22 protein-coding genes are annotated in these 21,176 nt (G+C 63.1%); 8 read left to right on the forward strand and 14 right to left on the reverse strand.

Features of this window, described 5'->3' with window-relative positions; translation table 11 throughout:
• The first annotated feature begins 145 nt into the window (after window positions 1–145).
• A complete protein-coding gene (locus tag AC0L2A_RS20990) occupies window positions 146–2,083 on the forward strand; it encodes an adenylate/guanylate cyclase domain-containing protein (protein WP_473610452.1) in 1,938 nt (645 codons plus the stop codon).
• A gap of 76 nt (window positions 2,084–2,159) precedes the next feature.
• Window positions 2,160–2,348 carry a hypothetical protein gene (locus tag AC0L2A_RS20995; protein WP_473490721.1) on the forward strand — a complete coding sequence of 63 codons (189 nt, stop codon included), beginning with the start codon at window positions 2,160–2,162 and terminating at the stop codon, window positions 2,346–2,348.
• 225 nt (window positions 2,349–2,573) lie between these two features.
• On the opposite strand, the gene AC0L2A_RS21000 is transcribed toward AC0L2A_RS20995, so the two are convergent.
• The 7 genes from AC0L2A_RS21000 to AC0L2A_RS21030 form a co-directional block, all read right to left on the reverse strand.
• Complete coding sequence (locus AC0L2A_RS21000) at window positions 2,574–4,460, reverse strand: adenylate/guanylate cyclase domain-containing protein (RefSeq protein WP_473610453.1); 1,887 nt, start codon at window positions 4,458–4,460, stop codon at window positions 2,574–2,576.
• Window positions 4,461–4,912: 452 nt separating this feature from the next.
• Window positions 4,913–5,095: an MOSC domain-containing protein gene (locus AC0L2A_RS21005; RefSeq protein WP_473610455.1), complete on the reverse strand. Its 183-nt coding sequence runs from the start codon at window positions 5,093–5,095 to the stop codon at window positions 4,913–4,915.
• Entirely contained in the window at window positions 5,092–5,664 is a 573-nt protein-coding gene (locus tag AC0L2A_RS21010; protein ID WP_473610456.1) for an MOSC N-terminal beta barrel domain-containing protein, read from the reverse strand. The genes AC0L2A_RS21005 and AC0L2A_RS21010 overlap by 4 nt, the downstream gene beginning before the upstream one ends.
• 7 nt (window positions 5,665–5,671) lie before the next feature.
• Entirely contained in the window at window positions 5,672–7,303 is a 1,632-nt protein-coding gene (locus AC0L2A_RS21015; protein WP_473610470.1) for an ABC transporter ATP-binding protein, read from the reverse strand.
• 41 nt (window positions 7,304–7,344) lie between these two features.
• Window positions 7,345–8,172, reverse strand: coding sequence for an ABC transporter permease (locus tag AC0L2A_RS21020; protein ID WP_473610457.1), 828 nt, complete (start codon window positions 8,170–8,172; stop codon window positions 7,345–7,347).
• Window positions 8,169–9,110: an ABC transporter permease gene (locus AC0L2A_RS21025; protein ID WP_091600351.1), complete on the reverse strand. Its 942-nt coding sequence runs from the start codon at window positions 9,108–9,110 to the stop codon at window positions 8,169–8,171. Before AC0L2A_RS21025 ends, AC0L2A_RS21020 begins: the two co-directional genes overlap by 4 nt.
• Entirely contained in the window at window positions 9,092–10,288 is a 1,197-nt protein-coding gene (locus AC0L2A_RS21030; RefSeq protein ID WP_473610459.1) for a C45 family autoproteolytic acyltransferase/hydolase, read from the reverse strand. The genes AC0L2A_RS21025 and AC0L2A_RS21030 overlap by 19 nt, the downstream gene beginning before the upstream one ends.
• Window positions 10,289–10,428: 140 nt before the next feature.
• Here AC0L2A_RS21030 and AC0L2A_RS21035 point away from each other — a divergent pair, with 140 nt between their 5' ends.
• Window positions 10,429–11,361 carry a GntR family transcriptional regulator gene (locus tag AC0L2A_RS21035; protein ID WP_236377224.1) on the forward strand — a complete coding sequence of 311 codons (933 nt, stop codon included), beginning with the start codon at window positions 10,429–10,431 and terminating at the stop codon, window positions 11,359–11,361.
• Window positions 11,362–11,537: 176 nt separating this feature from the next.
• Here the strand turns inward: AC0L2A_RS21035 and AC0L2A_RS21040 are convergent, their stop codons facing one another.
• Complete coding sequence (locus AC0L2A_RS21040) at window positions 11,538–11,717, reverse strand: hypothetical protein (protein WP_077374092.1); 180 nt, start codon at window positions 11,715–11,717, stop codon at window positions 11,538–11,540.
• A gap of 298 nt (window positions 11,718–12,015) precedes the next feature.
• Between AC0L2A_RS21040 and AC0L2A_RS21045 the strand changes: the two genes are divergently transcribed.
• Window positions 12,016–12,450, forward strand: coding sequence for a hypothetical protein (locus AC0L2A_RS21045; RefSeq protein ID WP_091600354.1), 435 nt, complete (start codon window positions 12,016–12,018; stop codon window positions 12,448–12,450).
• Window positions 12,451–12,677: 227 nt separating this feature from the next.
• Here the strand turns inward: AC0L2A_RS21045 and AC0L2A_RS21050 are convergent, their stop codons facing one another.
• Window positions 12,678–12,962: an acylphosphatase gene (locus tag AC0L2A_RS21050; RefSeq protein WP_473610460.1), complete on the reverse strand. Its 285-nt coding sequence runs from the start codon at window positions 12,960–12,962 to the stop codon at window positions 12,678–12,680.
• A gap of 162 nt (window positions 12,963–13,124) precedes the next feature.
• Between AC0L2A_RS21050 and AC0L2A_RS21055 the strand changes: the two genes are divergently transcribed.
• Together AC0L2A_RS21055 and AC0L2A_RS21060 are read left to right on the forward strand one after the other, a co-directional pair.
• Window positions 13,125–13,937 (forward strand): nucleotidyltransferase family protein, encoded by an 813-nt coding sequence (locus AC0L2A_RS21055; protein ID WP_473510410.1) that lies wholly within the window; start codon window positions 13,125–13,127, stop codon window positions 13,935–13,937.
• Window positions 13,930–14,682: a metallophosphoesterase family protein gene (locus tag AC0L2A_RS21060; RefSeq protein WP_473515591.1), complete on the forward strand. Its 753-nt coding sequence runs from the start codon at window positions 13,930–13,932 to the stop codon at window positions 14,680–14,682. Before AC0L2A_RS21055 ends, AC0L2A_RS21060 begins: the two co-directional genes overlap by 8 nt.
• A 15-nt stretch (window positions 14,683–14,697) precedes the next feature.
• Here the strand turns inward: AC0L2A_RS21060 and AC0L2A_RS21065 are convergent, their stop codons facing one another.
• Together AC0L2A_RS21065 and AC0L2A_RS21070 are read right to left on the reverse strand one after the other, a co-directional pair.
• Window positions 14,698–15,888, reverse strand: coding sequence for an NADH-quinone oxidoreductase subunit D (locus AC0L2A_RS21065; RefSeq protein ID WP_473610462.1), 1,191 nt, complete (start codon window positions 15,886–15,888; stop codon window positions 14,698–14,700).
• 101 nt (window positions 15,889–15,989) lie between these two features.
• A complete protein-coding gene (locus AC0L2A_RS21070; RefSeq protein WP_027151427.1) occupies window positions 15,990–16,427 on the reverse strand; it encodes a hypothetical protein in 438 nt (145 codons plus the stop codon).
• Window positions 16,428–16,648: 221 nt separating this feature from the next.
• On the opposite strand from AC0L2A_RS21070, the gene AC0L2A_RS21075 reads away from it, so the two are divergent.
• Window positions 16,649–17,086, forward strand: a complete 438-nt coding sequence (locus AC0L2A_RS21075) for a CBS domain-containing protein (protein WP_473610463.1) — start codon at window positions 16,649–16,651, stop codon at window positions 17,084–17,086.
• Window positions 17,087–17,268: 182 nt separating this feature from the next.
• On the opposite strand, the gene AC0L2A_RS21080 is transcribed toward AC0L2A_RS21075, so the two are convergent.
• The 3 genes from AC0L2A_RS21080 to AC0L2A_RS21090 form a co-directional block, all read right to left on the reverse strand.
• The gene (locus AC0L2A_RS21080) at window positions 17,269–17,628 is read right to left on the reverse strand and encodes a YybH family protein (RefSeq protein WP_473610464.1); all 360 of its coding nucleotides are present in this window, start codon (window positions 17,626–17,628) and stop codon (window positions 17,269–17,271) included.
• A gap of 115 nt (window positions 17,629–17,743) precedes the next feature.
• Window positions 17,744–17,962, reverse strand: coding sequence for a hypothetical protein (locus tag AC0L2A_RS21085; RefSeq protein ID WP_473510416.1), 219 nt, complete (start codon window positions 17,960–17,962; stop codon window positions 17,744–17,746).
• A gap of 116 nt (window positions 17,963–18,078) precedes the next feature.
• Entirely contained in the window at window positions 18,079–19,200 is a 1,122-nt protein-coding gene (locus AC0L2A_RS21090; RefSeq protein ID WP_473610466.1) for an NAD(P)/FAD-dependent oxidoreductase, read from the reverse strand.
• 272 nt (window positions 19,201–19,472) lie between these two features.
• On the opposite strand from AC0L2A_RS21090, the gene AC0L2A_RS21095 reads away from it, so the two are divergent.
• Window positions 19,473–20,840 (forward strand): aspartate aminotransferase family protein, encoded by a 1,368-nt coding sequence (locus AC0L2A_RS21095; protein ID WP_473610467.1) that lies wholly within the window; start codon window positions 19,473–19,475, stop codon window positions 20,838–20,840.
• The last annotated feature ends 336 nt before the right edge of the window (window positions 20,841–21,176 follow it).

The following is a 21,176-nucleotide window of genomic DNA, read 5'->3' on the forward strand; positions in this document are numbered from 1 at the left end:
ATTTACGAAAGGAACACCCCTATGAGGATCGGAATCATCGGCGCTGGAAACATCGGCGCCACATTGGTGCGAATGCTTCGGCGCGTCCTCTCCTTAAAGCCGTCACCGGGCTTGCAATGCGGTGGCGCATTATGACGTTGGCGGCATGAGCACGTCCGCACAACCAGTGCGTCTGGTCCGCCCCGAAAAGAAGCGGCGTCGCATCCCCATTGCAGTCATCATGGCGATGAGTTTCGGCAGCCTGGTGCTCCTGTCGGTCGGCGGCGTGCTCGCATTGTCGGTCGGCGCCAACCTTCGCAACACTTTCGACCTGCTCGGCGCCCAGTCGACGCTCCTGATCGATGCGATGGAGGATTTGCTGCGCGCCGAGATGGGGCGCGCCGAGAGCGCCGTGGACGGCGTCGCGCAGCTCTACAAGCAGGGCGAGTTCCAGATCGACGACGAGGCGATGTCGGCGGCACTTGCCAGTGCGCTGGCGGCAGCGCCGGGGGTGAACGCAATGTTGATCTGCACACCCGACCTGATTTGCAGGGGGGCGGCGGTGACCGGGGACAACGACGCCAAATATCCTGCCGGAACGATCCGGAAACTCCCCGCCGAGACCGAGAAATCGCCGCAAGTGCGCGCCGTTCTTGAAGAGCGCCAACAGGTCGACGGACGCCGGTGGGGCGCCTTCGTGGCCAACGAATATGGCTTGTTCGCCAACGTCTCGGCGCCGCTGTCACGCGATGGCGCCACGAAGGCCTGGGTGATCGCCGCGGTGGAACTGCAGAACTTGTCCAAAATCACGCAGGAACTGTCGTCGCGCTTCGGCACGCATGCCTTCATTCTGGATGGCGACGGATCCATCCTGGCGGACCAGCGGCTGGCTTCCCCGGATGCGCTGAAGAACGGCATCCTGCCGCTGACGCCGCTCGCCAATTTCGGCGATCCGGTTCTCGCCGGATATGAGGCGCGCAAACCGGAAGCGGAGTTCAGCACGCAGCGTACCCGCGAAATCGAGGTTGCCGAAATCCAGGTTGACGACAAGGACGGTTCGACGTCATGGGACGGAGAGAACACTTACGTCGCTATTACCCGTGAGATCACCGGCTATGGCGACCGGCCCTGGACGCTCGGCGCATATTTCAAGACCAGTCAGATCGGTGACGAAATCGAGCGCGTCATGGGATCGGCCATGCTTGGACTTGGCGCGATGGCGGTGGCGGTCATCGTCGCGATTCTTCTCGGCAAGCGCCTGTCGCGCCCGATCCAGGCGATTGCCGGCCAGGCCACGCGCGTCGCCGATTTCGATCTCGACGGCGTGACCCCCCTGCCGCGCAGCAGGGTGCTGGAGTTGGACAACCAGGCTTCGGCCTTCAATGCCATGCTGATCGGTCTGCGTGCATTCTCGACCTATATTCCGCGCTCGCTGGTGGCCAAGCTGGTGCGCACCGGAGAGATCGGCATCGCCGAACCGCGCGAAGCGGTCGTCACCGTCATGTTCACCGACATCGCCGGCTTCACCACGCTGTCGGAGCAGATGGACGCCGCCGCCGCGGCCAGGCTGCTGAACCACCACTTCGCGATCCTGTGCGGCGCGGTCGATGCACATGGCGGTACTGTCGACAAGTTCCTGGGCGACGGCATGCTGGCGTTCTTCGGCGCGCCGGATCGTCTGAAGGGCCATGCCGCCGCGGCCGTCCGCGCAGCCGCGGCCATCCGCGAGGAGCTGGACAAGGACAATCTGGAAGCGGCTGGCGAAGGCCGGCCTCCGCTTCATGTCCGCATCGGCATCCACACGGGCTCCGTCATCGTCGGCAATATCGGCGCATCCGACCGCGTCAACTATACGATCGTCGGCGACACCGTGAACGTCAGCCAGCGGCTGCAGGACCTCGGCAAGCAGCTCGAACCGGGCGCCACCGCCGCAATCGCCATTTCCGGCGAGACCGCGTCACGGCTCGACGAAAGGTTCGAAAGGATCCCGGCGGGCAAGCACCGGCTGCGCGGCCGCGGCGAGGCGACGGAGGTCTTCCAGCTTGGCAAAGTCGCGACGTCAGCATCGCCCCCTATGGACGTTCACCGCGCCCAAGCGGGCTGAGTAACATGGCGACAAGGCGACCGACCCGACGGCGCAGTGGGACAGCAAGGAGGCCCTCGATCTCTACACGAAGTCGATGGCCACGACCGACGCCGGGCAACGCAAGGCACTGTTCAAGCAGCTTCATGCACTCATGGCAAAGGATGTGCCGATCCTTGGCCTCTATTACGAGCCGTCCCTCGATGCCGTGTCGCCGAAAGTAAAGGGCTATTCGGTATGGCCCGCGGCAAACCCCCATGTATGGGGTGTCTGGAAAAGCGAATAGGCCGGCGGTTCTCCTGTCGCCAAAAGATCGGAGGCGTGTTGCTCTCCGATCTTTCGATTGAAGGTACCTTCGCAATCAGAACGAGCAACCAGCGCCAGAAGCGGCCAATCAGACACACTTCGGACATGACGGCAATGGGCCGGTAGCGGTGTTGAGCAGATACATCTGAAATTTACGCCACTGCGACACGAGCTATTTCGGTCGTCAGGGAAGCTCGCTGATGGGCTACTTCAGGCACTCAGAAAGACGTTTTGGATCGGTCATCTTAGCCAGTTGGTCGTCGGAGGCGCAAGGCGGAAAACCAGCCGGCAGCAAGGTTTCCAGCAAGCGCTCTCGCTCTACGGCACTGATCCCCGGCGTGTTGACGATACCCTCGACGGTCATATCCGGGTGCCGCTTGAGCGCCTCCTTAACCGAGGCTTGCGCCTCTTCTATCCGGCCTGCGCCTGCGAGCGAACCGCTGCGCACCATCCACCTCCATTGGTTGTAGTTGTCAGGTGTCAGGCCTTCCAGCATCTTCAACGCATCGTCATATCGGCCGACCATATAGTAAGCATAGGAGAACGGGCCTGAGGTCCACATCGGATAGTTCGGATCGAGCCGGATCACCCGATCAACCAATTCCGCGCCACGTTCTGGTTCGCCGAAGGACGCCGCCCAGCTGGCGTAGAAGGTCAAGATTTCTGCCGAACCGGGGGCAAGGCGCACGGCCGTGTCCAGCTCAGCTTTGGCACGCGAGAGGTCGCCCCGCTCGCCCAAGCTCATGCCGAGCACGGCGTGAGCTTCCGCGTCCCTCGGATCGAGCCGCACGGCGCGTTCGGCTGCATCGGCAGCCGCCGCTGCTCCCTTCTCGGGATTGACGCCGAAGTTCGCCAACAGAGAGTGAGAGTGGTAAAGTTCGACCCAGGCGCGGGCGAGCCCGGGATCCAACTCGACGGCGCGATTGAGGAGCTTGATGGCCTCTTCAATGTCCGCTTTGGTGATCCGCTCAAGCTTCTCGGTGCCAAGCAGATATAGCTCATAGGCGTTCAGGTTTTCTGGCGACTTGCGTTTGGCCGCGGCCCGCCCCGCTTCCTGGATCAGCCCCGCGCCGCCGCCGAGCCGGTTGGTGACCTGTTCGGATATCTCGGTCTGGACGGCGAACACATCTTCGGTGGGCCGGTCCCAGCGCTCCGACCACAGATGGTTGCCGGATTGCGCGTCGATCAACTGCGCGGTGATCCGCACGCGACTGCCCTGGCGCTGGATCGAACCTTCGAGCACATAGCCGACATGGAGCGCTTTGGCGACCTCGCGGGCATCCACTGGCTTGCCCTTGTAGGCTTCCGTCGAATTGCGCGCCACCACCTCCAATTCCGGGAAGCGCGCAAGATCGGTGATGATGTCCTCTGTTAGGCCGTCGGCCAGCCTTCCAGTAGCGTCGTCGCCCCCATAATTATCAAATGGCAGCACAGCCACCGATGGCCTAGCACTCACTGGTGCCGCCGGCCAGAATTGCCAAGCCGCTGCGGCGGCAAGCAGAAGGGCCACGGCCACCGCCATCCCCGCTAGCGCCCAGCGCGGAGAAGACCGTATTGAGCGATGGCGGATGCCCTGTTTTTCCAGTGTTATGCGGAAAACCTGCACAGGTTCGGTGACATTCTTGACCTTCTTCTCGCCCAAAGGTTCGAAACCGAAGGCAAGCTTCTTCTCGACCTCCTTGGCCACCTTCCCGGAGACACAGATGCCGCCGGACTCCGCCAATTGTTGGAGGCGGGCGGCAATATTGACCCCGTCGCCGTAACGGTCGTCACCGTCGATTATCACCTCGCCAAGATTTATTCCGATCCTGACCAAGATCTGCTCGGCCTCGGGAAGCGACGCATTGCGCTCGGTTAGGCCACGCTGCAGCGAGACTGCACATTCCACCGCATCGACCACGCTGGCAAACTCGGCCAGCAAGCCGTCGCCCATGAGCTTGAAAATGCGACCGTGGTGCCGCGCAATCTCTGGTTCGAAAAGCTCTGCGCGACCAGCTTTCAGCCGTGCAAAAGTCCCCGCTTCATCACGCTCCATTTGAGCGGAATAGCCGACCACATCAGCAGCCAGAATGGCAGCAAGCTTGCGGTCCATGTCTAAGACCCTGCCTTCAGCTGAATAGTAGACGGCTTCCGACTTAGCGTAAAGGCGCTCGAAATTGCGCAGGGAGGGGGCAGTTCGCTAGGCTGACGCTGGTCTCTGGTCCGAGCTCATCATGGCAATGCTCCGATGATGGTTAGGCTGATCTTCAAGGCGGTGATTTTGCCAAGGTCCACAATTGGGCACAACCGCGGCTGTCACTGTGGTCGCTGGGACGTCGACTTCAGGAAGCGGCCAAACCGATCGCAGCGTCCGAGATCGGCGCGAGGCCGACATCTTTTATGGCATCACGACCGTCTGCTTCGGGTCACCACTTCCCCTTCGGACTCTCCCGCGGAGGGGAGAAAAGTGGTCGTGAGCTGTATTCGCCCCCGGCACCAAGCGTTGAATGTTCACCACTATCGTCACGACGTGCCGCCGTCCGGCGTCGAAAGCTTGATAAAGGTTCAGGCTTCGTTCAAGGTGACCTGGTCGCCCAGCCTGATCTTGCCCGGTTCGATGATTTGGCAGAGCGCGCCGAAGCCGTCTTCGCCATGGCGCGCTATGGTTTGCAGCACTGCCGGCTCGAAGGCGAGATCGCCTTGCGCCAGCGCCGTGAAGGTGCAGCGCGCGCACGGTTCCGAGATCACGATCCGTGCCTTGCCGATCGACAGCACTTTCCCGATGATCTGCTGCTCGACGAAACCCTCCCGCGAAGCGTCGGTTTCAACACGATGTTGGGCCGGAACCGCCTGGAATCCACTTGCGAAGGATCCTCAAGCAGGCCGGCAAGCCTGTTCATCGAGGCAGATGTGACGATGTGGATGTCGGCGCGCTGATAGCGTGGCGCGATATGATCCCGGGCTTCCGAGCCGAAGCGGACATGTGGGTGCAGCGCCGCCGGGAAATCGAGGAAGGCCGAAACCAGCTCGCCTGCGAGGCTGGAGCCGGCATCGATCCAGGAGCCGTCCAAGCCGATTTCCGGCCGGTCACCCTTCAGCCTTGCAACAAGGTTGGGCAGCGGTCGCCAGTGTTTTCGCTTCTCCGGCGCGGCAACAGCGCCGTCGCGCCGGTCGATGATGCCCCAGATCCGATCGCCCGGAATCCCGCCCTCCGCAAGCTCGGTCCCGTCCAGCCGTTCGCCGCCCATCGAACTGATGGGGTATCGCCAGATCTCCGTGATACGGCCAAACGCTGTCATGATGCGGCGACGAGCCATGCCGTCCTCATCGAGCCACTGCCTTGCGTGCGCCCGCGCCATCGGCGAAATGGCGATCGATCAGCATCGCCGCATCGAGAAGGGCGCGTGTGTAGGCGTGGCGCGGTCGATCGAAGACGTCGTCGCGGTCGCCGATCTCGACAATCCTTCCGTCCTGCATGACGGCGACCCGATCGGCAACCTGCTCCACCGCACCCAGATCATGCGAGACGAACAGGCAGGCGAACCCGTAGCGTTCCTGCAACGACCGGATCAGAAGCAGGATCTGTTTCTGCACCGTCATGTCGAGCGCCGAGACCGGCTCGTCGGCGACGACGAAGGCCGGTCGTCTGACGATCGCCCGGGCGATCGCGACGCGCTGGCGCTGGCCGCCCGAAAGCTGATGCGGGAAACGCTCGAGAAGGTCGCGCGTCAGCCCCACTTCCTCGATGACCTCATCCATGCGCGCGGTCCGCCGCTTGCGGTCCAATTCGGTGTCGAGCTTCAGCGGCTCGGTGATGATCTCGGCAATCGACTGGCGAGGATCGAGCGACGAATAGGGGTCCTGGAAGACGATCTGCATGTCACGACGCTGCGCACGCGCGTCAGCGGATCGATCGTTTGCAATCGCCGTGCCAAGAAACGAGATCGTACCACTGGCCGGCCTGACGAGACCGACAATGGCGCGCCCGAGGGTCGTCTTGCCGGAGCCCGACGCGCCGACCAGCGCCAGGGTTTCGCCGCGCCGGATGGTCAGGTCGACGCCGTCGACGGCGCGCTTCGGCGGCGCGCGCCCAAACAGCCTGGGACGGCCCGGATAGTCGATGACGACATTGCTGATCTCGACCAGGGGCGGGCCGTCGACGGTTTTTCTCGATCCGCCGGCGCTGCGCTTGGGAAGCGCATCCACCAACCGCTTCGTGTAATCATGCTGCGGTGCGTGAAGCACCTGGGTGCGGCTTCCCTGTTCGACCGCCTTGCCTTCGCACATCACCGTCACGTTGTTCACATAGTGCGACACCATGCCGAGGTCGTGGCTGATCAGCAGGACGGCGGTTCCGTTCTCCCGCGTCAGCTCGACCATCAGGTCAAGCACGTCGCGCTGCACCAGCGTGTCGAGCGCGGTGGTCGGCTCGTCGGCGATCAGCAGGCGCGGCTTGAGCAGCATGACCGATGCGAGCATGATGCGTTGGCGCATGCCGCCGGAGAATTCGTGCGGATAGGCCGCAAGGCATTTGCCGGGATCCTTGATCTGGATCCTCTCCAGCATTGCCAGCGAGCGGTCCTTTATCTCAGCGCGCGACATGGCGCTATGCAGGCGCAGACCCTCCGCCATCTGCTCGCCGATGGTGACGGCGGGATTGAGCGAGACCATCGGCTCCTGGAAAACCATGCCGATCCGCGCACCGCGTATCTGGCGCAGCGCCTTTGGAGCGAGGCCGGTGAGCTCTTGTCCTTCGAAGTGGATGCTGCTGTCCGGCGTCGTGACCAGCGGGGCAGGGAGCAAGCTCACGATCGAGCGGGCCGCCATCGTCTTGCCCGAACCGGATTCGCCGACCAGCGCCAGCATGTCACTGGGGGCGAGGTCGAAATTCAGCCCGTCGACGATCCGCTTTCCCGATGGCCCGACCGAGATCGACAGATTGCGCACTGAAAGCATCGTGTTGTTGTCCGCGGTCGGCACGAGCATGTTTCCAGGACCTACATTTTCGGGTCGAGCCAGTCTCGCACCGCGTCGCCCAGCATGTTGATGCCGAGCAGCGTGATCGAGATGCAGAGACCCGGCAGGATGATCAGATGCGGCGCCTGGCCGATATAGGGCCGAGCCGTCGACAGCATGTTGCCCCAGCTCGGCGCTGGAGGTGGGACGCCCAGTCCAAGAAAGCTCAGCGCGCTCTCCGACAGGATGATCCAGCCGAACATGGTGGTGGCGAGCACGATGATCGGGGCGACGCAGTTGGGAAGCACGTGCCGCGCCATGGTGATGATCTCGCTGTTGCCCATCACCCGCGAGGCCTCGACATATTCCCGCTCGCGAATGGACATCACCGAGGCCCGCACCACGCGCACCACGATCGGCATGTAGGCAAGCCCGAGCGCAACGATGGTACCCTCGCGGCTGGCGCCGATCACCGCCATCAGGCCGAGCGCCAGAAGCAGGCCGGGGAAGGCGAGGAAGGCGTCGTTGACCATCATGACGACGCGATCGACCCAGCCGCGCAGGAAACCGGCGAGAACGCCGAACACGATGCCGAGGATCAAGGCGAAGGCGACTGTCGCAAAAGCGATCCAGGCGCTGGTCCGCGCGCCGCTGGCGAGGCGGCTGAGCACGTCGCGCCCGAACTCGTCGGCGCCGAGCAGGTGCTGGGGCGACGGCCCGCTGAGCCGCGACGGCAGATCAAGCTTGAGCGGATCGTAGGGCGCGATCCACGGGCCGAACACAGCCAGAAGGATCAATGCCCCGGTGACGGCGATCCCGAAGGTCGCATTGAATTTCAGGCCGGGCCGGCCGAGCGCACGGGCGATCATGCGGCGACCCTCGGATCGAGCAGCGGATAGACGAGGTCGACGAGAAGGTTGACCACGACATAGATGAAGGCGATGAACAGCATCGTTCCCTGAATCACCGGATAGTCGCGGGCATAGATGGCGTCGACCAGCAGCCGGCCGAGGCCGGGAATGGTGAAGACGGTCTCGATGACGACGATGCTGGAAAGCAGGCTGCCGAGCACCAGGCCGATCAGGGTCAAGGTGGGCGCGAAGGCGTTCTTGAAAGCATGGCGCCACATCACAGCGCTTTCGGAAAGTCCCTTTGCCCGCGCATGGGTGATGTATTCCAGCCGCGCCACCTCGATCGTGCTGGCCCTGGCCATGCGCGCGATCGGGCCGGACTCGACGAGCACCAGGGTGACCACGGGCAGGATCACATAGAGAGCGGCTTGCGCGAAGTCGCGGCTGAAGGGCACGTAGCCGACAATCGGCAGCCAGCCGAGATAGAGGCCGAAGATCAGCATCAGCATCAGACCCAGCCAGAAACTGGGGATCGAGAGCAGGATGGTCGAGGTGGCGACGACGGTGATGTCGCCAAGACTGTCCTGTCTCCAGGCGGCCAGCATGCCGGCCGGCACGGCGATGGCGGAGGCGACAAGCACGGCCAGGAGGACGATGATCGAGGAGACGGCGAAGCGGTCGAGGATCAGCGGCAGCACCTCTTGCCCGCTGCCGATCGAGCGCCCGAAATCGCCTGTAAGGACGTTGCCGGCCCAGATCAGATATTGCACCACCACAGGCTGGTCGAGCCCCATCTGATGCCGCATGGCTTCGACCTGTCCGGGCTGTGCGAGGTCTCCCAGCATCAGCGTCGCAGGATCACCCGGGATGAAGCGCATCATCACGAAGACCGCAACCGACACCAGGATCAGGGTCGGTATGGCGCTGGCGATGCGGGTCAGGACAAAGCGGACCATCGTTTCTCCTGTGATATCGAAGGTCTCCCCCGTGCCGGCATCGCCTTCTCGGCGCGCTCGCGGACCTCGTCGTCGAGGGTAAGTTCGTAGCGGGTGAATTCGCGGTTCTCGGCCGGCAACGGTGCGATCTCCATGACGCCGGCGGCTGGTTCGAAGACGATCATCGCCACCGTCGCCGAGAGGTTGCCGCCTTTCTTTCTGATCCGCGGACGACAGACGCTGAACGGCGAAGCGAAATCGTCGAACAGGGCTTCCTTCAAATCGTCGATCGTGACGTCCCCATGCCGCGCCGACAGGCGACGGCGCACGCGGTGGTCCCGGTAGAGACTGTCCGGCACGTCGCGAAGCCCGGTTTCGCGCAGCTTCGACAACGCCACCGGGCTCTGCCAGTGATTGGCGTGGACGATCATGTCGTCGTCCGGATAGATGGCGAAGGCCTCGTCCGGCGCGCATTCGAAATCGACCGTGAAGCCCTCGGCGGTGCTGAGCATCATGTTGTTGGAGCCGGATTTCGGTGTCGTCGCCACCACCTTGATGGCGTCGGCGAAATGCTGCGCTTCAAGCGCCCGGCGCCGGATGAAGGGCAGCGGAATTCCGATGTCGCGGTAGTCGCGGTCCGATTCGAGATAGTTCGCGGTGATGCCGATGCCGGCCGCGTTGAAGCCGCTGCGCGCCAGTCCGCCGGCTTCGGTGAAGGTGAGGAGGTCCGGCCCGTCCGTTCGCCGGATGCGCAGCACCACCGAGGTCTCGGCGCATTCGGCCTTCCAGTCCCAGTTCTGGCCATGGATGAGCCTGCCGTTGCGGGTTGCCTCCGGCAAAATCACAGCGCCCGTGCAGCCGTCGGGCTCGTCGTCGGAAATGCCCTTCTCGCGCCGGGCGAGCTGCAGGATTTCGGTACGCGCATTGACCAGGACGATCGAGGACAGGTCGAGATTGGCGCCTGACGCGATCCCTTGCATTTCCTCGACGAGATCGGGCGCCCATTGCCGCAAGCGAGGCAGGAAGATTTCGGAAAACCGCGCGACATCGTCCCGCCCGAAGCCGAACCGGTCGAGTTGCCCGGCGTAGAGCGCCGCCGAAGCGCCGATGCGACCGCGCGCCTGTTCGCCATAGGCCATGCCGCGCGCTTTCGGCGCTCCTTCGATCTCGACAAGCGGAAAAGGTGCGACTGTTGTCATCAAGGGAAGCCTCAACTCGTTGAGTTCGGATACTAATGCATTTTGATTGAATGAAAAGCAGGAAAATTCGATAGATTGCCAGTTCGAACTGCGTGGCGCATATCTATAATGCGAAGATGCGAACGCCTGAGGAAGTGCCTATGAATGAAACGATCATCGACCGGCCGGCGCGCGGCGAGGCGGCCAGTCCGCTGCAGATAGATCTGGCACGGCGGATCCTGGAGCGGATCAGGGATTCGGGCTGGACGGTTGGAACCCGCGTCTCGGTGCCCGACCTTGCCCGCACCTTCGGCGTCTCGCGTTCTCCGATCAGCGCAGCGTTGGAGCTGCTGGTCGCCCAGGGCATCTTGAGTCCCTTCGAGACGAGGGGACTGCAATTGGCGCGCGAGGTCGCCGACCTCGACCCTGAGGATATCCTGCCCAGTTCACCGCTCGAGGAGCTTTACCGCAGGATGATGCGCGAGCGCGCGCTCGGCCAGCTGCCGCAGGAGGTGTCCGAGGCGGAACTGATGCCGCGCTATCAGGTGTCGCGCGGCGTCGTGCGCAAGCTTTTGCTCCGCTTTGCCGCCGAAGGGCTGGTGCAGCGCCTGCCGGGGCATGGCTGGCGTTTTGCCGACACACTGGTCGGCGAGGACGCCTACCGGGAAAGCTATGAATTCCGGACGGCCGTCGAATGCGCGGCGCTGCGGTCGCCCATGTTCAATGCGGATCCTCAGCAGCTGGCGCCGGTCCGCCGCGCTCACCAGCGCATCCTGGCGATCGTGTCGACGGGCAAGACGCTGATCGGCGGCGACGAATGGTTCCGGATCAACGCATCCTTTCACGAAGGGCTTGCGGCCTGTTCCGGCAACCGGTTCCTGGCGGATGCGGTGCGCCAGCAGAACAATCTGCGCCGGTTGCAGGAGTCGGCGGGTTTCGAGGAACTGCCGGCGGAACGCATCGAGCAGTCCTGCCGGGAACATCTGGCCATCCTCGATGCCGTCGAGGCGGGCGAGATCGAATGGGCCGAGGCGCTGCTGCGCCAGCATCTAAGGCAGGCATCCGAGTTCGCTTCGCCGCAGCGCTCGATCTGATGCGATGTCCGCGACGATGAGCATTTCCGTCGTCATTTTCCGCACCTGATCGCCACTGACAGCACCGAGACGACGGCGACCGCAGCCCGCATGCTGGCCGCTCAGTGAGCCAATGCGCTGACGCCATCCGGCATCCATGCGGGACTGGCCGATCTGAAACGAGCGTCTCCGCTCCGTCAAATGCCGGGATTTTTGGGGCCGATTTTCAGCGGCGCATCATTTTCATCCGGATTGGGGACAGGAGCTTCGTCGGGAAGTCTGTCCGGGTCCGGCTCACGCACCGGCTTCGGTTCAGGAAACGGCGGCGGTGTGGGCGCGGGAGTGGGCGTTGGTTCGGGAGTGGGAAGAATGGCCATGGTGTGATTTCCTTCCGCTCGCACTCTGCCTTGGCGGGTCACCGACGTCGGCTGGGATTTTTGAAGCCACCCGTTTCGATCGGTTTTCGCTCGGGCTGACGCACGCAGAACGACCACGCATGCCTATGGTTCCGACGCGAGCCTCCGATGTTCCCGCAGGCATCGGCATTGGTGGCCGGACGGGGCTGTCCAGAAAAGTGATCGATTGGTCCGCGCATGAGGGCCTTGCCGGCGTCGTGGAGCGCCATAATTTCCATTTCAGGGTGGGACGAACTCACCTGCTGAATAGGAGGCGGCCGTGAAGCACCAAACACTTGACCAACTGCATACCGTTGCCGACGTTCACGCTGAAGCAACAGACCTCGTAGCGACTCGAAGCCAGCGTCTCGAACGTTGGGCGAAACTGCTGGAAAAAAATCCCGATCGACGTCTCGAAGCGTTGACCGGCACAGAATACAAGTCCCCTGAGATACGCGAGAAAATGCGTTACAACGACTCGCCTCTCACGGTTGCCTTCGAGGACCCGATCTTTCGCGCGCAAGGCTTGAGAGATGACACTTACGGTGAAGCCAAGCGCTTCTTCGAACTGACCGACTGGCAGCTGCACGAAATCGTCTGCCATTGCCATGTCGGCGCCTCGATACGAGCGCGGTGGGCTGCCTCTCGTGTCCGCGCGGCAATGTCTGAGAGGTTTGGTTTCTTCGCCTGGCTGCGAGGAATATTCATGCACTGACGCTTCGGGCATTGACGCTACGGGCATTCACGCTGCCGGCATTTATGTTGGGGGCCGGCATGTTCGGGTGATGGGGGCGGCGAAGTGATTTCCACGCCTCGCATCAGTGGTCGTTGATGAGCGGATAGGCCGTTTCGGCGGCGATCCGCCATCGGCGAAGCTTGAACCATAGGCCCGATACCACAGTGATGGGCGGATTTCAGTCGGCGGGCGCCCTGTACACACTCCTAGCCGATGATCCTGAATCCGTTCGGCTGCTGGCCGGCATCGACGTCGTGGGATGTCACGCTGGAGACCGACGCTCCGGTCGGCCCTTTCCACAACCGGTCCAACATGGTCGAAACCGCGCCGTCGGCTCCGACGATCAGTGCGGTTACGGATCCATCCTCCTCATTGCGAACCCATCCGGACAGACCGAGCCTCTCGGCCTCGGTCCGTGTCCACACGCGAAACGAGACGCCTTGCACCCTTCCCCTCAGTCTGACGCGAACCGCCTTGCGCCCGTCCTCCATGGTCACCTCCGTGCAGTTGGTTTGTTCATACCTTCAACTCACCAGCGGGGAAAAAGGCTCCGCCGTCACATTTTACGCATTAGTCGGCAACGGAACCATGCGGCGGCGGCTTTGTTTAAAGACGGACAGCTGCAGGTTGCTGCGCCTCGGAGCCACGATTTCATGACCAACGATTCTCCAACGGGAGGCGCCATCCCGGCATCCGTTCCGACGATCGATCCGAAAGCGGCGCCGACGCTTCAACACGCCGAGGCCGAGGTCTTTTATACAGAGGCGATCCGCGAACTCGCCGCGACGGACATCCCCTTTCTTGTCGCCGGCACCTACGCGGTGAGCGCCTATACGGGCGTCACGCGCCAGACCAAAGACCTCGACATTTTCTGCAAGGCCGGCGACTTTGCCCGCATCCTCGCCCATTTCAAGCAGGCCGGTTTTGCGGTCGAGATCGTGGACGACCGGTGGCTTGGCAAGGTCTTCAAGAGCACGCATTTCTTTGATGTCATCTTCGCATCGGCGAACGGCACCATGCCCGTCGGCGACGAGTGGCTGGAGCATGCACGGCAGATCGAGCTGCTGGGCAGTCAGGTGCGGATCGTCGGTCCGACCGAGCTTATCTGGTCCAAATGCTTCATCCAGGACAGGGGCCGCCACGACGGCGCCGACATCGCTCACACCATCCTCAAGGCGCAGGATCAGATCGACTGGCGCCGGCTGCTTTCCTACCTCGAAGTTCACTGGGAGGTGCTGTTGATGCAGCTTCTGAATTTTCGATGGATCTATCCGAGCGAGCGCGATCACGTTCCCGCCTGGCTGCTCGACGAATTGCTTGACCGGCTCGCCAAGCAGAGGGAACTGCCTACGCCCCGAATGAAGATCTGCCGCGGGCGCCTGCTTTCGCCGACCGACTACGAGATCGACGTCAAGGAATGGGGCTTTGCCGGCGTCGGCGGAACAGGAGAATTTCGCGATGGCTGAGAGGAACAAGGCTGCTACGGCAAAGGTCGAGAACGGCGGCACCGTGAGGATTGCGGCTGTCGGCGACCTGCATGTGCGGGAAGACGCGCAGGCCTCCTGCCGTGATCTCTTCGGCGAGGTCTCGCGCGAAGCGGACGTCCTCGTGCTCACTGGCGACCTCACCAATCTCGGCAAGCCGCGTGAGGCCGAAATCCTTGCGGAGGATTTGCGCGCCTGCGCAATCCCGGTCGTCGCCGTGCTCGGCAACCATGACTATGAATCCGGCGCGGTCGAGGACGTCGCCCACATCCTGCGGCAGGCGGGCGTCCATCTTCTTGACGGCCAGACCACGGAAATCAAGGACGTCGGCTTTGTCGGCGTGAAGGGGTTCATTGGCGGTTTTGGATCGCGCATGCTCGGCTCCTTCGGCGAGCCGGCGATCAAGGCGATGGTCGCCGAAAGCGTCAGCGAGTCGATGCGGCTCGAAAACGCGATGCGGCAGGTTCGCACCGAGCGCACGCTCGTCGTCCTGCACTACGCTCCGGTGGTCGAGACGGTCGCCGGCGAGCCATTGGAGATTTTTCCGTTCCTGGGCTCGTCGCGGCTGGCGGAGACGATCGATCGGTTCAAGGTCAGCGCCGTGGTGCATGGCCACGCGCATCGCGGCGTCTATGAAGGACGCACGCCCGGCGGCGCCCCGGTCTATAACGTCGCCATGCACGTGGCGAAGCCGACCGGCCGTCCCTACGCCCTGCTCGAAATCTGAAACACCCGCGCCTCGTCAGCGATCGATCTCGCCGAACACGATATCGAGCGATCCGATGATCGCGGCGACATCGGCGATCATGTGCCCTCGCGACAGAAAATCCATCGCCTGCAGATGGGCAAAGGACGGCGCGCGGATCTTGCACCGATAGGGAGTATTGCTGCCATTTGACACCAGGTAGACGCCGAACTCGCCCTTCGGCGCCTCCACCGCGGCGTAGACTTCTCCGGCGGGCACGCGAACGCCCTCCGTGTAGAGCTTGAAATGGTGGATCGTCGCTTCCATCGAGCGTTTCATCGTCGCCCGCGGCGGCGGCGTGATCTTGTGGTTCGGAATTGCCACCGGCCCTTGGCCCTCGGGCGATCGCAGTTTCTCCAGGCATTGCTTCATGATCCGCACCGACTGGCGCATTTCCTCCATGCGGACGAGGTAGCGGTCGTAACAGTCGCCGTTCTTGCCGATGGGAATGTCGAAATCCATCTCCGGGTAGCATTCATAGGGCTGTGCCTTGCGCAAGTCCCACGCCGCGCCCGATCCGCGCACCATGGGGCCGGAGAAGCCCCAGGCCCAGGCGTCGTCGAGGCCGATTACGCCGACATCGACGTTGCGCTGCTTGAAGATACGGTTTTCGGTGAGCAATTCGTCGAGGTTGCCGCAAACCTTGAGGAACGGATCGCAGAAAGCCCAGATATCGTCCAGCAGCTTCTCAGGCAGGTCCTGGTGCACCCCGCCGACCCTGAAATAATTCGCATGCATGCGGGCGCCGGAGGCGCGCTCGTAAAACACCATCAGCTTCTCGCGCTCGGCAAAACCCCAGAGCGGCGGCGTCAGCGCGCCGATATCCATGGCCTGTGTCGTGACGTTGAGGAGATGCGACAAGAGCCGGCCGATTTCGCAAAACAGGACACGGATGAGCTGTCCGCGCTTCGGGACCGAGATTTCCAACAACTTCTCGGCGGCGAGGCAGAACGCATGCTCCTGGTTCATCGGCGCGACATAGTCGAGCCGGTCGAAATAGGGCAGGGCCTGCAGATAGTTCTTGTACTCGATCAGTTTTTCGGTGCCGCGGTGGAGCAGGCCGATATGGGGATCGGCGCGATCGACGACCTCGCCGTCCAGTTCCAGCACCAGCCGCAGCACGCCGTGAGCAGAGGGATGCTGCGGTCCGAAGTTGAGGGTGAAGTTGCGAACTGCGGCTTCGACCATGACGCTGCTCCGCTGTACCGGGTTTCAGGGCCGAAGCCGAGTGCTCCGGCCCGCCACGCCCGGACCACCGATCAGGTGCCCGCCAATCACGTGCCCGCCAATCACGTGGTTGTCTGGATGATCAGAGTCAGCATGCCGTCGCCGTCGATGTTGGCGGCAACAACCTGCGAGGAGTCCAGCCCGTTCGCCGCCAGCACCGATGCCGCCTGTGGCGAGGCATCGATCGAGCTCTGCAGGGTAAGCAGATCTTCAACGCTGGTCTGGGTGATCACGGCCTCGGCTTGCGTCTTGAGTTCCGGCGGCAAATCCTCGAGGGCGACAATGGCAATGCCAGTAAAATTCTGGTCGGTGAAACCTTGATCCGGCAGGGCTTGATCAGGCAGGGCCTGGTCAGGCGTTTGGTTGGGCAAGCTTGGATCGGGCAGGGCTTCCGGAGCCGGAGGTGCGATCTGGGGAAGCTGCGGGTCGGTGGATTGCGCGTGAATCGGCTGCGCCAAGGCCAATCCCGAAAGGGCGGCAATTGTCGTCAACATGCGCATGATCGTTCCTTCCGTTTTTCGTTTGGCTCGAGGAGGATCACCTGGTGACCACACAACCATTGTCCCGGATTATGGTTCCCGTCCGTCACGGATATGGCCATGGTGGAGCCTATCCTGGCGCGAGCGGTCGAACGATGGAACGATTCCGACAGGCGTTCATTCTCCCCTGATCACACCTTCATCACAGGATCGGCGGGGCGCTGCAGCTCGAGGAGAAAGCCATGAGAATCAGCGAGTGCATGACACGGAAAGTTCAGGTCGCCAGTCCGGACCAGTCCTTGCGGGATGCCGCACGAGTCATGGCCGATCTTGACGCCGGTGTTCTGCCCGTGGGTGAGAATGAGCGGCTGGTCGGCATGATCACGGACCGCGACATTGCCGTCCGTGGCATCGCGGAGGGCAGAGGTCCCGACACCAGGATCAGGGATGTGATGAGCGCGGAGGTACAGTGCTGCTATGACGACCAGGAAGTCGGCGATGTTCTTCAGAATATGCGCGAACTCAAAGTGCGGCGAATGCCGGTGATCAGCCGCGACCGGCGGCTGGTTGGCATTGTCTCGCTCGGCGACCTCGCCACGAATGGCGAACCCGCATGGGCCGGCGAAGCGCTGGGCGGCATCTCGCAGCCGGGCGGCGACCATTCGCAGACGGAGCATTGATGCATCATAAACAGATTTGAAGTTCCTGCTCGATCGACGGCATCGGCGTTCAGGAACTTCGAATCCACAACCGTACTGGAGTCACTCCTTTGCGCTACAGGGCCGCACGCCCGGAGGCGCGAGCACTTGGTTTGCGCATGATTCCCAGCGAAAATCGATTTCTGGGGTCATCCGGGCCGACGCTACGCAACGGAGAATCGATCGATGACCCACAGCCATGTCCCGTCGCCCTGGCGGCGGGCAACCTCGGTGGTTACGGTGCCATCGGGAAGACGGGTTGACGTCAGTGCCAGATCTCCGCTGACAACAGCCGGGGCCTGATTTCCGGCGGCAAATTTTCGGCCCATTGCGGTGATGTCGGCGAAGAGTGCCCGGATCGCTTCGCGGCCACGCGTCAGTCGCCCGTCACCGCTGTCGACGACGGCATGCGGCTCAAAAAGCGCGGCCATGCCGTCGATGTCTCCCACCCACTGCCGGGAGATCAGCAGGCGCTCCAGATCCTGGGGATCACGCGCCGGCTCGCGGCTTGCTTCATCGGTCATGGCGAAACTCCTCCGACGCTCGGTAGCAAAGCGTTCGATCCTGCGCCAAGTTTCGTTGGAAGACGAGCCGCGGAAGCTCCGCCATTGCTGATCGCAAGGTGGAGCAGCCTGGCGATCATCCTCCCCAGCCGAGATCGCGATCCGCAACGCGCCATTCGGCGGCGCCGGCGCGGCGCCGGTGGCTGTCGTTGAGGAAGTCGGCGATTCTTGCCGCCGATTTCGCCGAGGCGAAGGTGAGCAGCCGATCGTGATGGACGACAGGCTCGCCGGTCTCATTGTCCCAGATCTCGAACCGGCAGCTTGGGTTCGGTATGGCTTCGAAACGGATCTTCATATCGATGGCCCCGGTGATCGACGGACCGAGGTTCTGCGACCCCGGCTTACGGATAGCTTACGGGCGTTTTGGATTATGCTTTTGGCAGCGGGCGCGCTCGCTCGATGTCGCCTCGGCTAGTTTGCGTTCGGCGCGAGGCGCTGCGCGACATGGTCGGCGATCGCCAGGCTTGAGGTCAGGCCAGGGCTCTCGATGCCGAACAGATTGACCAGGCCCTCCACGCCGTGCACCGCCGCGTCCTGGATGACGAAGTCGGCATTGGCTTCGCCGGGACCGGAGAGTTTCGGCCGGATGCCGCTATAGGCCGGCTGCAGGCTGCCATCGGCCAGGTCCGGCCAGTATTTGCGGATCTCGTCGTAGAAGCGCTCGCCACGTATTGGATCGACGCGATAGTCGAGTTGATCGGTCCATTCGACGTCAGGCCCGAAGCGGGCGACGCCGTCGAGGTCGAGCGTCAGATGGACGCCAAGCCCGCCGGGTTCGGGCACGGGATAGACCAGCCGCGAGAACGGCGCCTGGCCGGCGACCGAAAAGTAATTGCCCTTGGCGTAGCGAAGTTCTGGCACGAATTGCTGGTCGAACCCGTCAATCGAGCCGGCAAGTGCCGTGGCGCCAAGCCCGGCGGCGTTGACGAAGCGCGCGGTGGCGATTTCAAAGCGCTCGCCGCTGGTGCTGTCGATCGTGTCGAGCACGATGCGTCCACCTTCAATGCGGCCCGAGGCGATGCGGGTGTTGAGGCTGAGCGCCGCCCCGTGCTCCTCGGCGTCGCCCAGCAGCGCAAGCATCAGCGCGTGGCTGTCGATGATGCCGGTGGCGGGAGACAAAAGCGCGGCCGTGCCGCGCAGCTTGGGCTCCAGCCTGCGCGCCTCTGCTGCGGTCAAGGGCGTCAAATCGCCCGCGCCGCAAGCAGCGGCATTGGTCAGGATCGAAGCGAGCATCGGCTCCTGTTCGGCATTTGTTGCAACGATGAGCTTGCCGCAGCGCGCATGCGGCACCGCCCGCTCCTGGCAATAACGGTAGAGCCTTTCGCGGCCTGCCACGCAGAGCCGGGCCTTCAGCGATCCGGCCGGATAGTAGATGCCGGCATGGATGACCTCGGAATTGCGCGAACTGGTCCCGGTGCCGATGGCGTTCTCGGCCTCGAGGATCAGGGTGTCCATGCCACGCCGCGCCATCTCTCGCGCGATCGCGAGGCCGATGACGCCGGCGCCGGCGACGATGCAGTCGACGTGGTCCACGATCAGGCCACCTCAGCCTTGTTGTTGTGCCTGCTGGTGAGCCGTTCGGGAACCAAGTCTTGGCCTTGCGCACAGCCGGCTTGGCGCAGGTTCCCGCGTTCTGCAGCCCCGAAGCTGAAATTCTGCATGTCTTCCGTCCATCCGCCTGCCCTTCCAAATGGGCTTGACACCCTTACAAGAAACGGATGCAGCAGACAGCATTAATCCAGAGGCCGATGCGCGCGCCGAACGGCGGCAGGACGCACGTCCCGGCATGCAGGACAGGAGCCATCATGGACGCTCGACCGAATTCCCCCGAAGCCCGCGACATCAGCTACCACATGCACGGCTACACCAATGCCCGCAAGCATGAAGAGGCAGGGCCGCTGGTCATCGAGAAGGGCGACGGCATCTATGTCGAGGATCTCGCCGGCAACCGCTATATCGAGGCGATGGCCGGGCTTTGGAGTGTCGCGGTCGGCTTCTCCGAGAAGCGGCTGGTCGACGCTGCGGTGCGCCAGATGTCCAGGCTGCCTTACTATCACGACTTCGGTTCCAAATCGCATTCGCCGCTGATCGATCTCGCCGAGAAGCTGGTGCAGATGGCGCCTGTGCCGATGAGCAAGGCGTACTTCACCAATTCCGGCTCCGAGGCCAACGATACGGCCATGAAGATGATCTGGTACCGGTCGAATGCGCTCGGCCAGCCTGCGCGCAAGAAGATCATCAGCCGCATTCGCGGCTATCACGGCGTCACCATTGCCTCGGCGAGCCTGACCGGGCTGCCCAACAACCACACTTCCTTCGACCTGCCGATCGCCAATGTGCTGCACACCTCGACGCCGCATCACTGGCGCGAGGCGCTGCCAAATGAGAGCGAAGCAGAGTTTTCGAGCCGGCTTGCTGACGATCTGGAAAAGCTGATCCTGGCCGAAGGACCGGAAACCATCGCTGCCTTCTTCGGCGAGCCGATCATGGGCGCTGGCGGCGTCATCGTGCCGCCGGCCGGCTACTGGGAGAAGATCCAGGCGGTGCTGTCGAAATACGACATCCTGCTCGTCGCCGACGAGGTGATCTGCGGCTTTGGCCGAACCGGCGAAATGTTCGGCTCGCAGACCTTCGGCATCAGGCCCGACATCATGGTGCTGTCGAAGCAGATCTCTTCGTCCTACCTGCCGATCTCGGCCTTGCTGATCAACGAGAAGGTTTTCGAGCCGATTGCCGACGAAAGCAATCGCATCGGCACCTTCGGCCACGGCTTCACCGGCGGCGGCCATCCCGTTGCGGCGGCGGTCGCGCTGGAGAACCTGAAGCTGATCGAGGAGCGCGATCTCGTCGGCAATGCGCGCACGGTCGGCGCGCATATGCAGAAGCGGCTGCGCAAGCTCGCTTCGCACCCGCTTGTCGGCGAGGTGCGCGGCGTCGGCCTGATCGCGGCGGTCGAACTGGTCGGCGACAAGGCGAACAAGACGCCGTGGGAGACGGCCGGCGCACTGGGCGGGCTCGTCAACGGTTTCATGCAGCAGAACGGCGTCATCTCGCGCAACATGGGCGATGCACTGGCCTTCTGCCCGCCGCTGATCATCACCGAGCCCCAGGTCGATCAGGTGATCGACGCGTTTGAAAGATCGCTCGAAGCCGCGGTCAAGCAGGTCCTGTAGTGGCGCGCGCGTAACGGCATGATCTCGAGCGACGCAAGCGGCGTTATAAGAAAATTGCGAAAAACTTATAACGCTGCAGGAGAGGATCAGGAATCCTTGTTTGCAGCCAAATCACAGAATGGTTTTGCTCATCAAGATCAGCAAAGCCGATCTCTGCCCGACCTGAGGCTTATTTGGCTTTGGCCGGGGGGCGCTCGTGATTGGCGAAGTCCGCAGCGACATCCGATCTCCCCCCATGCGGGGGAGATGTCCGGCAGGACAGAGGGGGGTGGGAAGGATCGCAACTTCGACTTCAGCCTTGCCAACCCAGCTTGAGGGCGTGGCTGCGATCGATTG

The organism is Mesorhizobium sp. WSM4844 (assembly GCF_055811775.1).

Excerpts from the sequence above, each read along its gene's own strand:
- AC0L2A_RS20990 (WP_473610452.1), top strand. The coding sequence starts at position 146 with ATGAGCACGTCCGCACAACCAGTGCGTCTGGTCCGCCCCGAAAAGAAG.
- AC0L2A_RS20995 (WP_473490721.1), top strand. The coding sequence starts at position 2,160 with ATGGCCACGACCGACGCCGGGCAACGCAAGGCACTGTTCAAGCAGCTT.
- AC0L2A_RS21000 (WP_473610453.1), bottom strand. The coding sequence starts at position 4,460 with ATGGACCGCAAGCTTGCTGCCATTCTGGCTGCTGATGTGGTCGGCTAT.
- AC0L2A_RS21010 (WP_473610456.1), bottom strand. The coding sequence starts at position 5,664 with ATGGCTCGTCGCCGCATCATGACAGCGTTTGGCCGTATCACGGAGATC.
- AC0L2A_RS21015 (WP_473610470.1), bottom strand. The coding sequence starts at position 7,303 with ATGCTTTCAGTGCGCAATCTGTCGATCTCGGTCGGGCCATCGGGAAAG.
- AC0L2A_RS21020 (WP_473610457.1), bottom strand. The coding sequence starts at position 8,172 with ATGATCGCCCGTGCGCTCGGCCGGCCCGGCCTGAAATTCAATGCGACC.
- AC0L2A_RS21025 (WP_091600351.1), bottom strand. The coding sequence starts at position 9,110 with ATGGTCCGCTTTGTCCTGACCCGCATCGCCAGCGCCATACCGACCCTG.
- AC0L2A_RS21030 (WP_473610459.1), bottom strand. The coding sequence starts at position 10,288 with ATGACAACAGTCGCACCTTTTCCGCTTGTCGAGATCGAAGGAGCGCCG.
- AC0L2A_RS21035 (WP_236377224.1), top strand. The coding sequence starts at position 10,429 with ATGAATGAAACGATCATCGACCGGCCGGCGCGCGGCGAGGCGGCCAGT.
- AC0L2A_RS21040 (WP_077374092.1), bottom strand. The coding sequence starts at position 11,717 with ATGGCCATTCTTCCCACTCCCGAACCAACGCCCACTCCCGCGCCCACA.
- AC0L2A_RS21050 (WP_473610460.1), bottom strand. The coding sequence starts at position 12,962 with ATGGAGGACGGGCGCAAGGCGGTTCGCGTCAGACTGAGGGGAAGGGTG.
- AC0L2A_RS21055 (WP_473510410.1), top strand. The coding sequence starts at position 13,125 with ATGACCAACGATTCTCCAACGGGAGGCGCCATCCCGGCATCCGTTCCG.
- AC0L2A_RS21060 (WP_473515591.1), top strand. The coding sequence starts at position 13,930 with ATGGCTGAGAGGAACAAGGCTGCTACGGCAAAGGTCGAGAACGGCGGC.
- AC0L2A_RS21065 (WP_473610462.1), bottom strand. The coding sequence starts at position 15,888 with ATGGTCGAAGCCGCAGTTCGCAACTTCACCCTCAACTTCGGACCGCAG.
- AC0L2A_RS21070 (WP_027151427.1), bottom strand. The coding sequence starts at position 16,427 with ATGCGCATGTTGACGACAATTGCCGCCCTTTCGGGATTGGCCTTGGCG.
- AC0L2A_RS21075 (WP_473610463.1), top strand. The coding sequence starts at position 16,649 with ATGAGAATCAGCGAGTGCATGACACGGAAAGTTCAGGTCGCCAGTCCG.
- AC0L2A_RS21080 (WP_473610464.1), bottom strand. The coding sequence starts at position 17,628 with ATGACCGATGAAGCAAGCCGCGAGCCGGCGCGTGATCCCCAGGATCTG.
- AC0L2A_RS21085 (WP_473510416.1), bottom strand. The coding sequence starts at position 17,962 with ATGAAGATCCGTTTCGAAGCCATACCGAACCCAAGCTGCCGGTTCGAG.
- AC0L2A_RS21095 (WP_473610467.1), top strand. The coding sequence starts at position 19,473 with ATGGACGCTCGACCGAATTCCCCCGAAGCCCGCGACATCAGCTACCAC.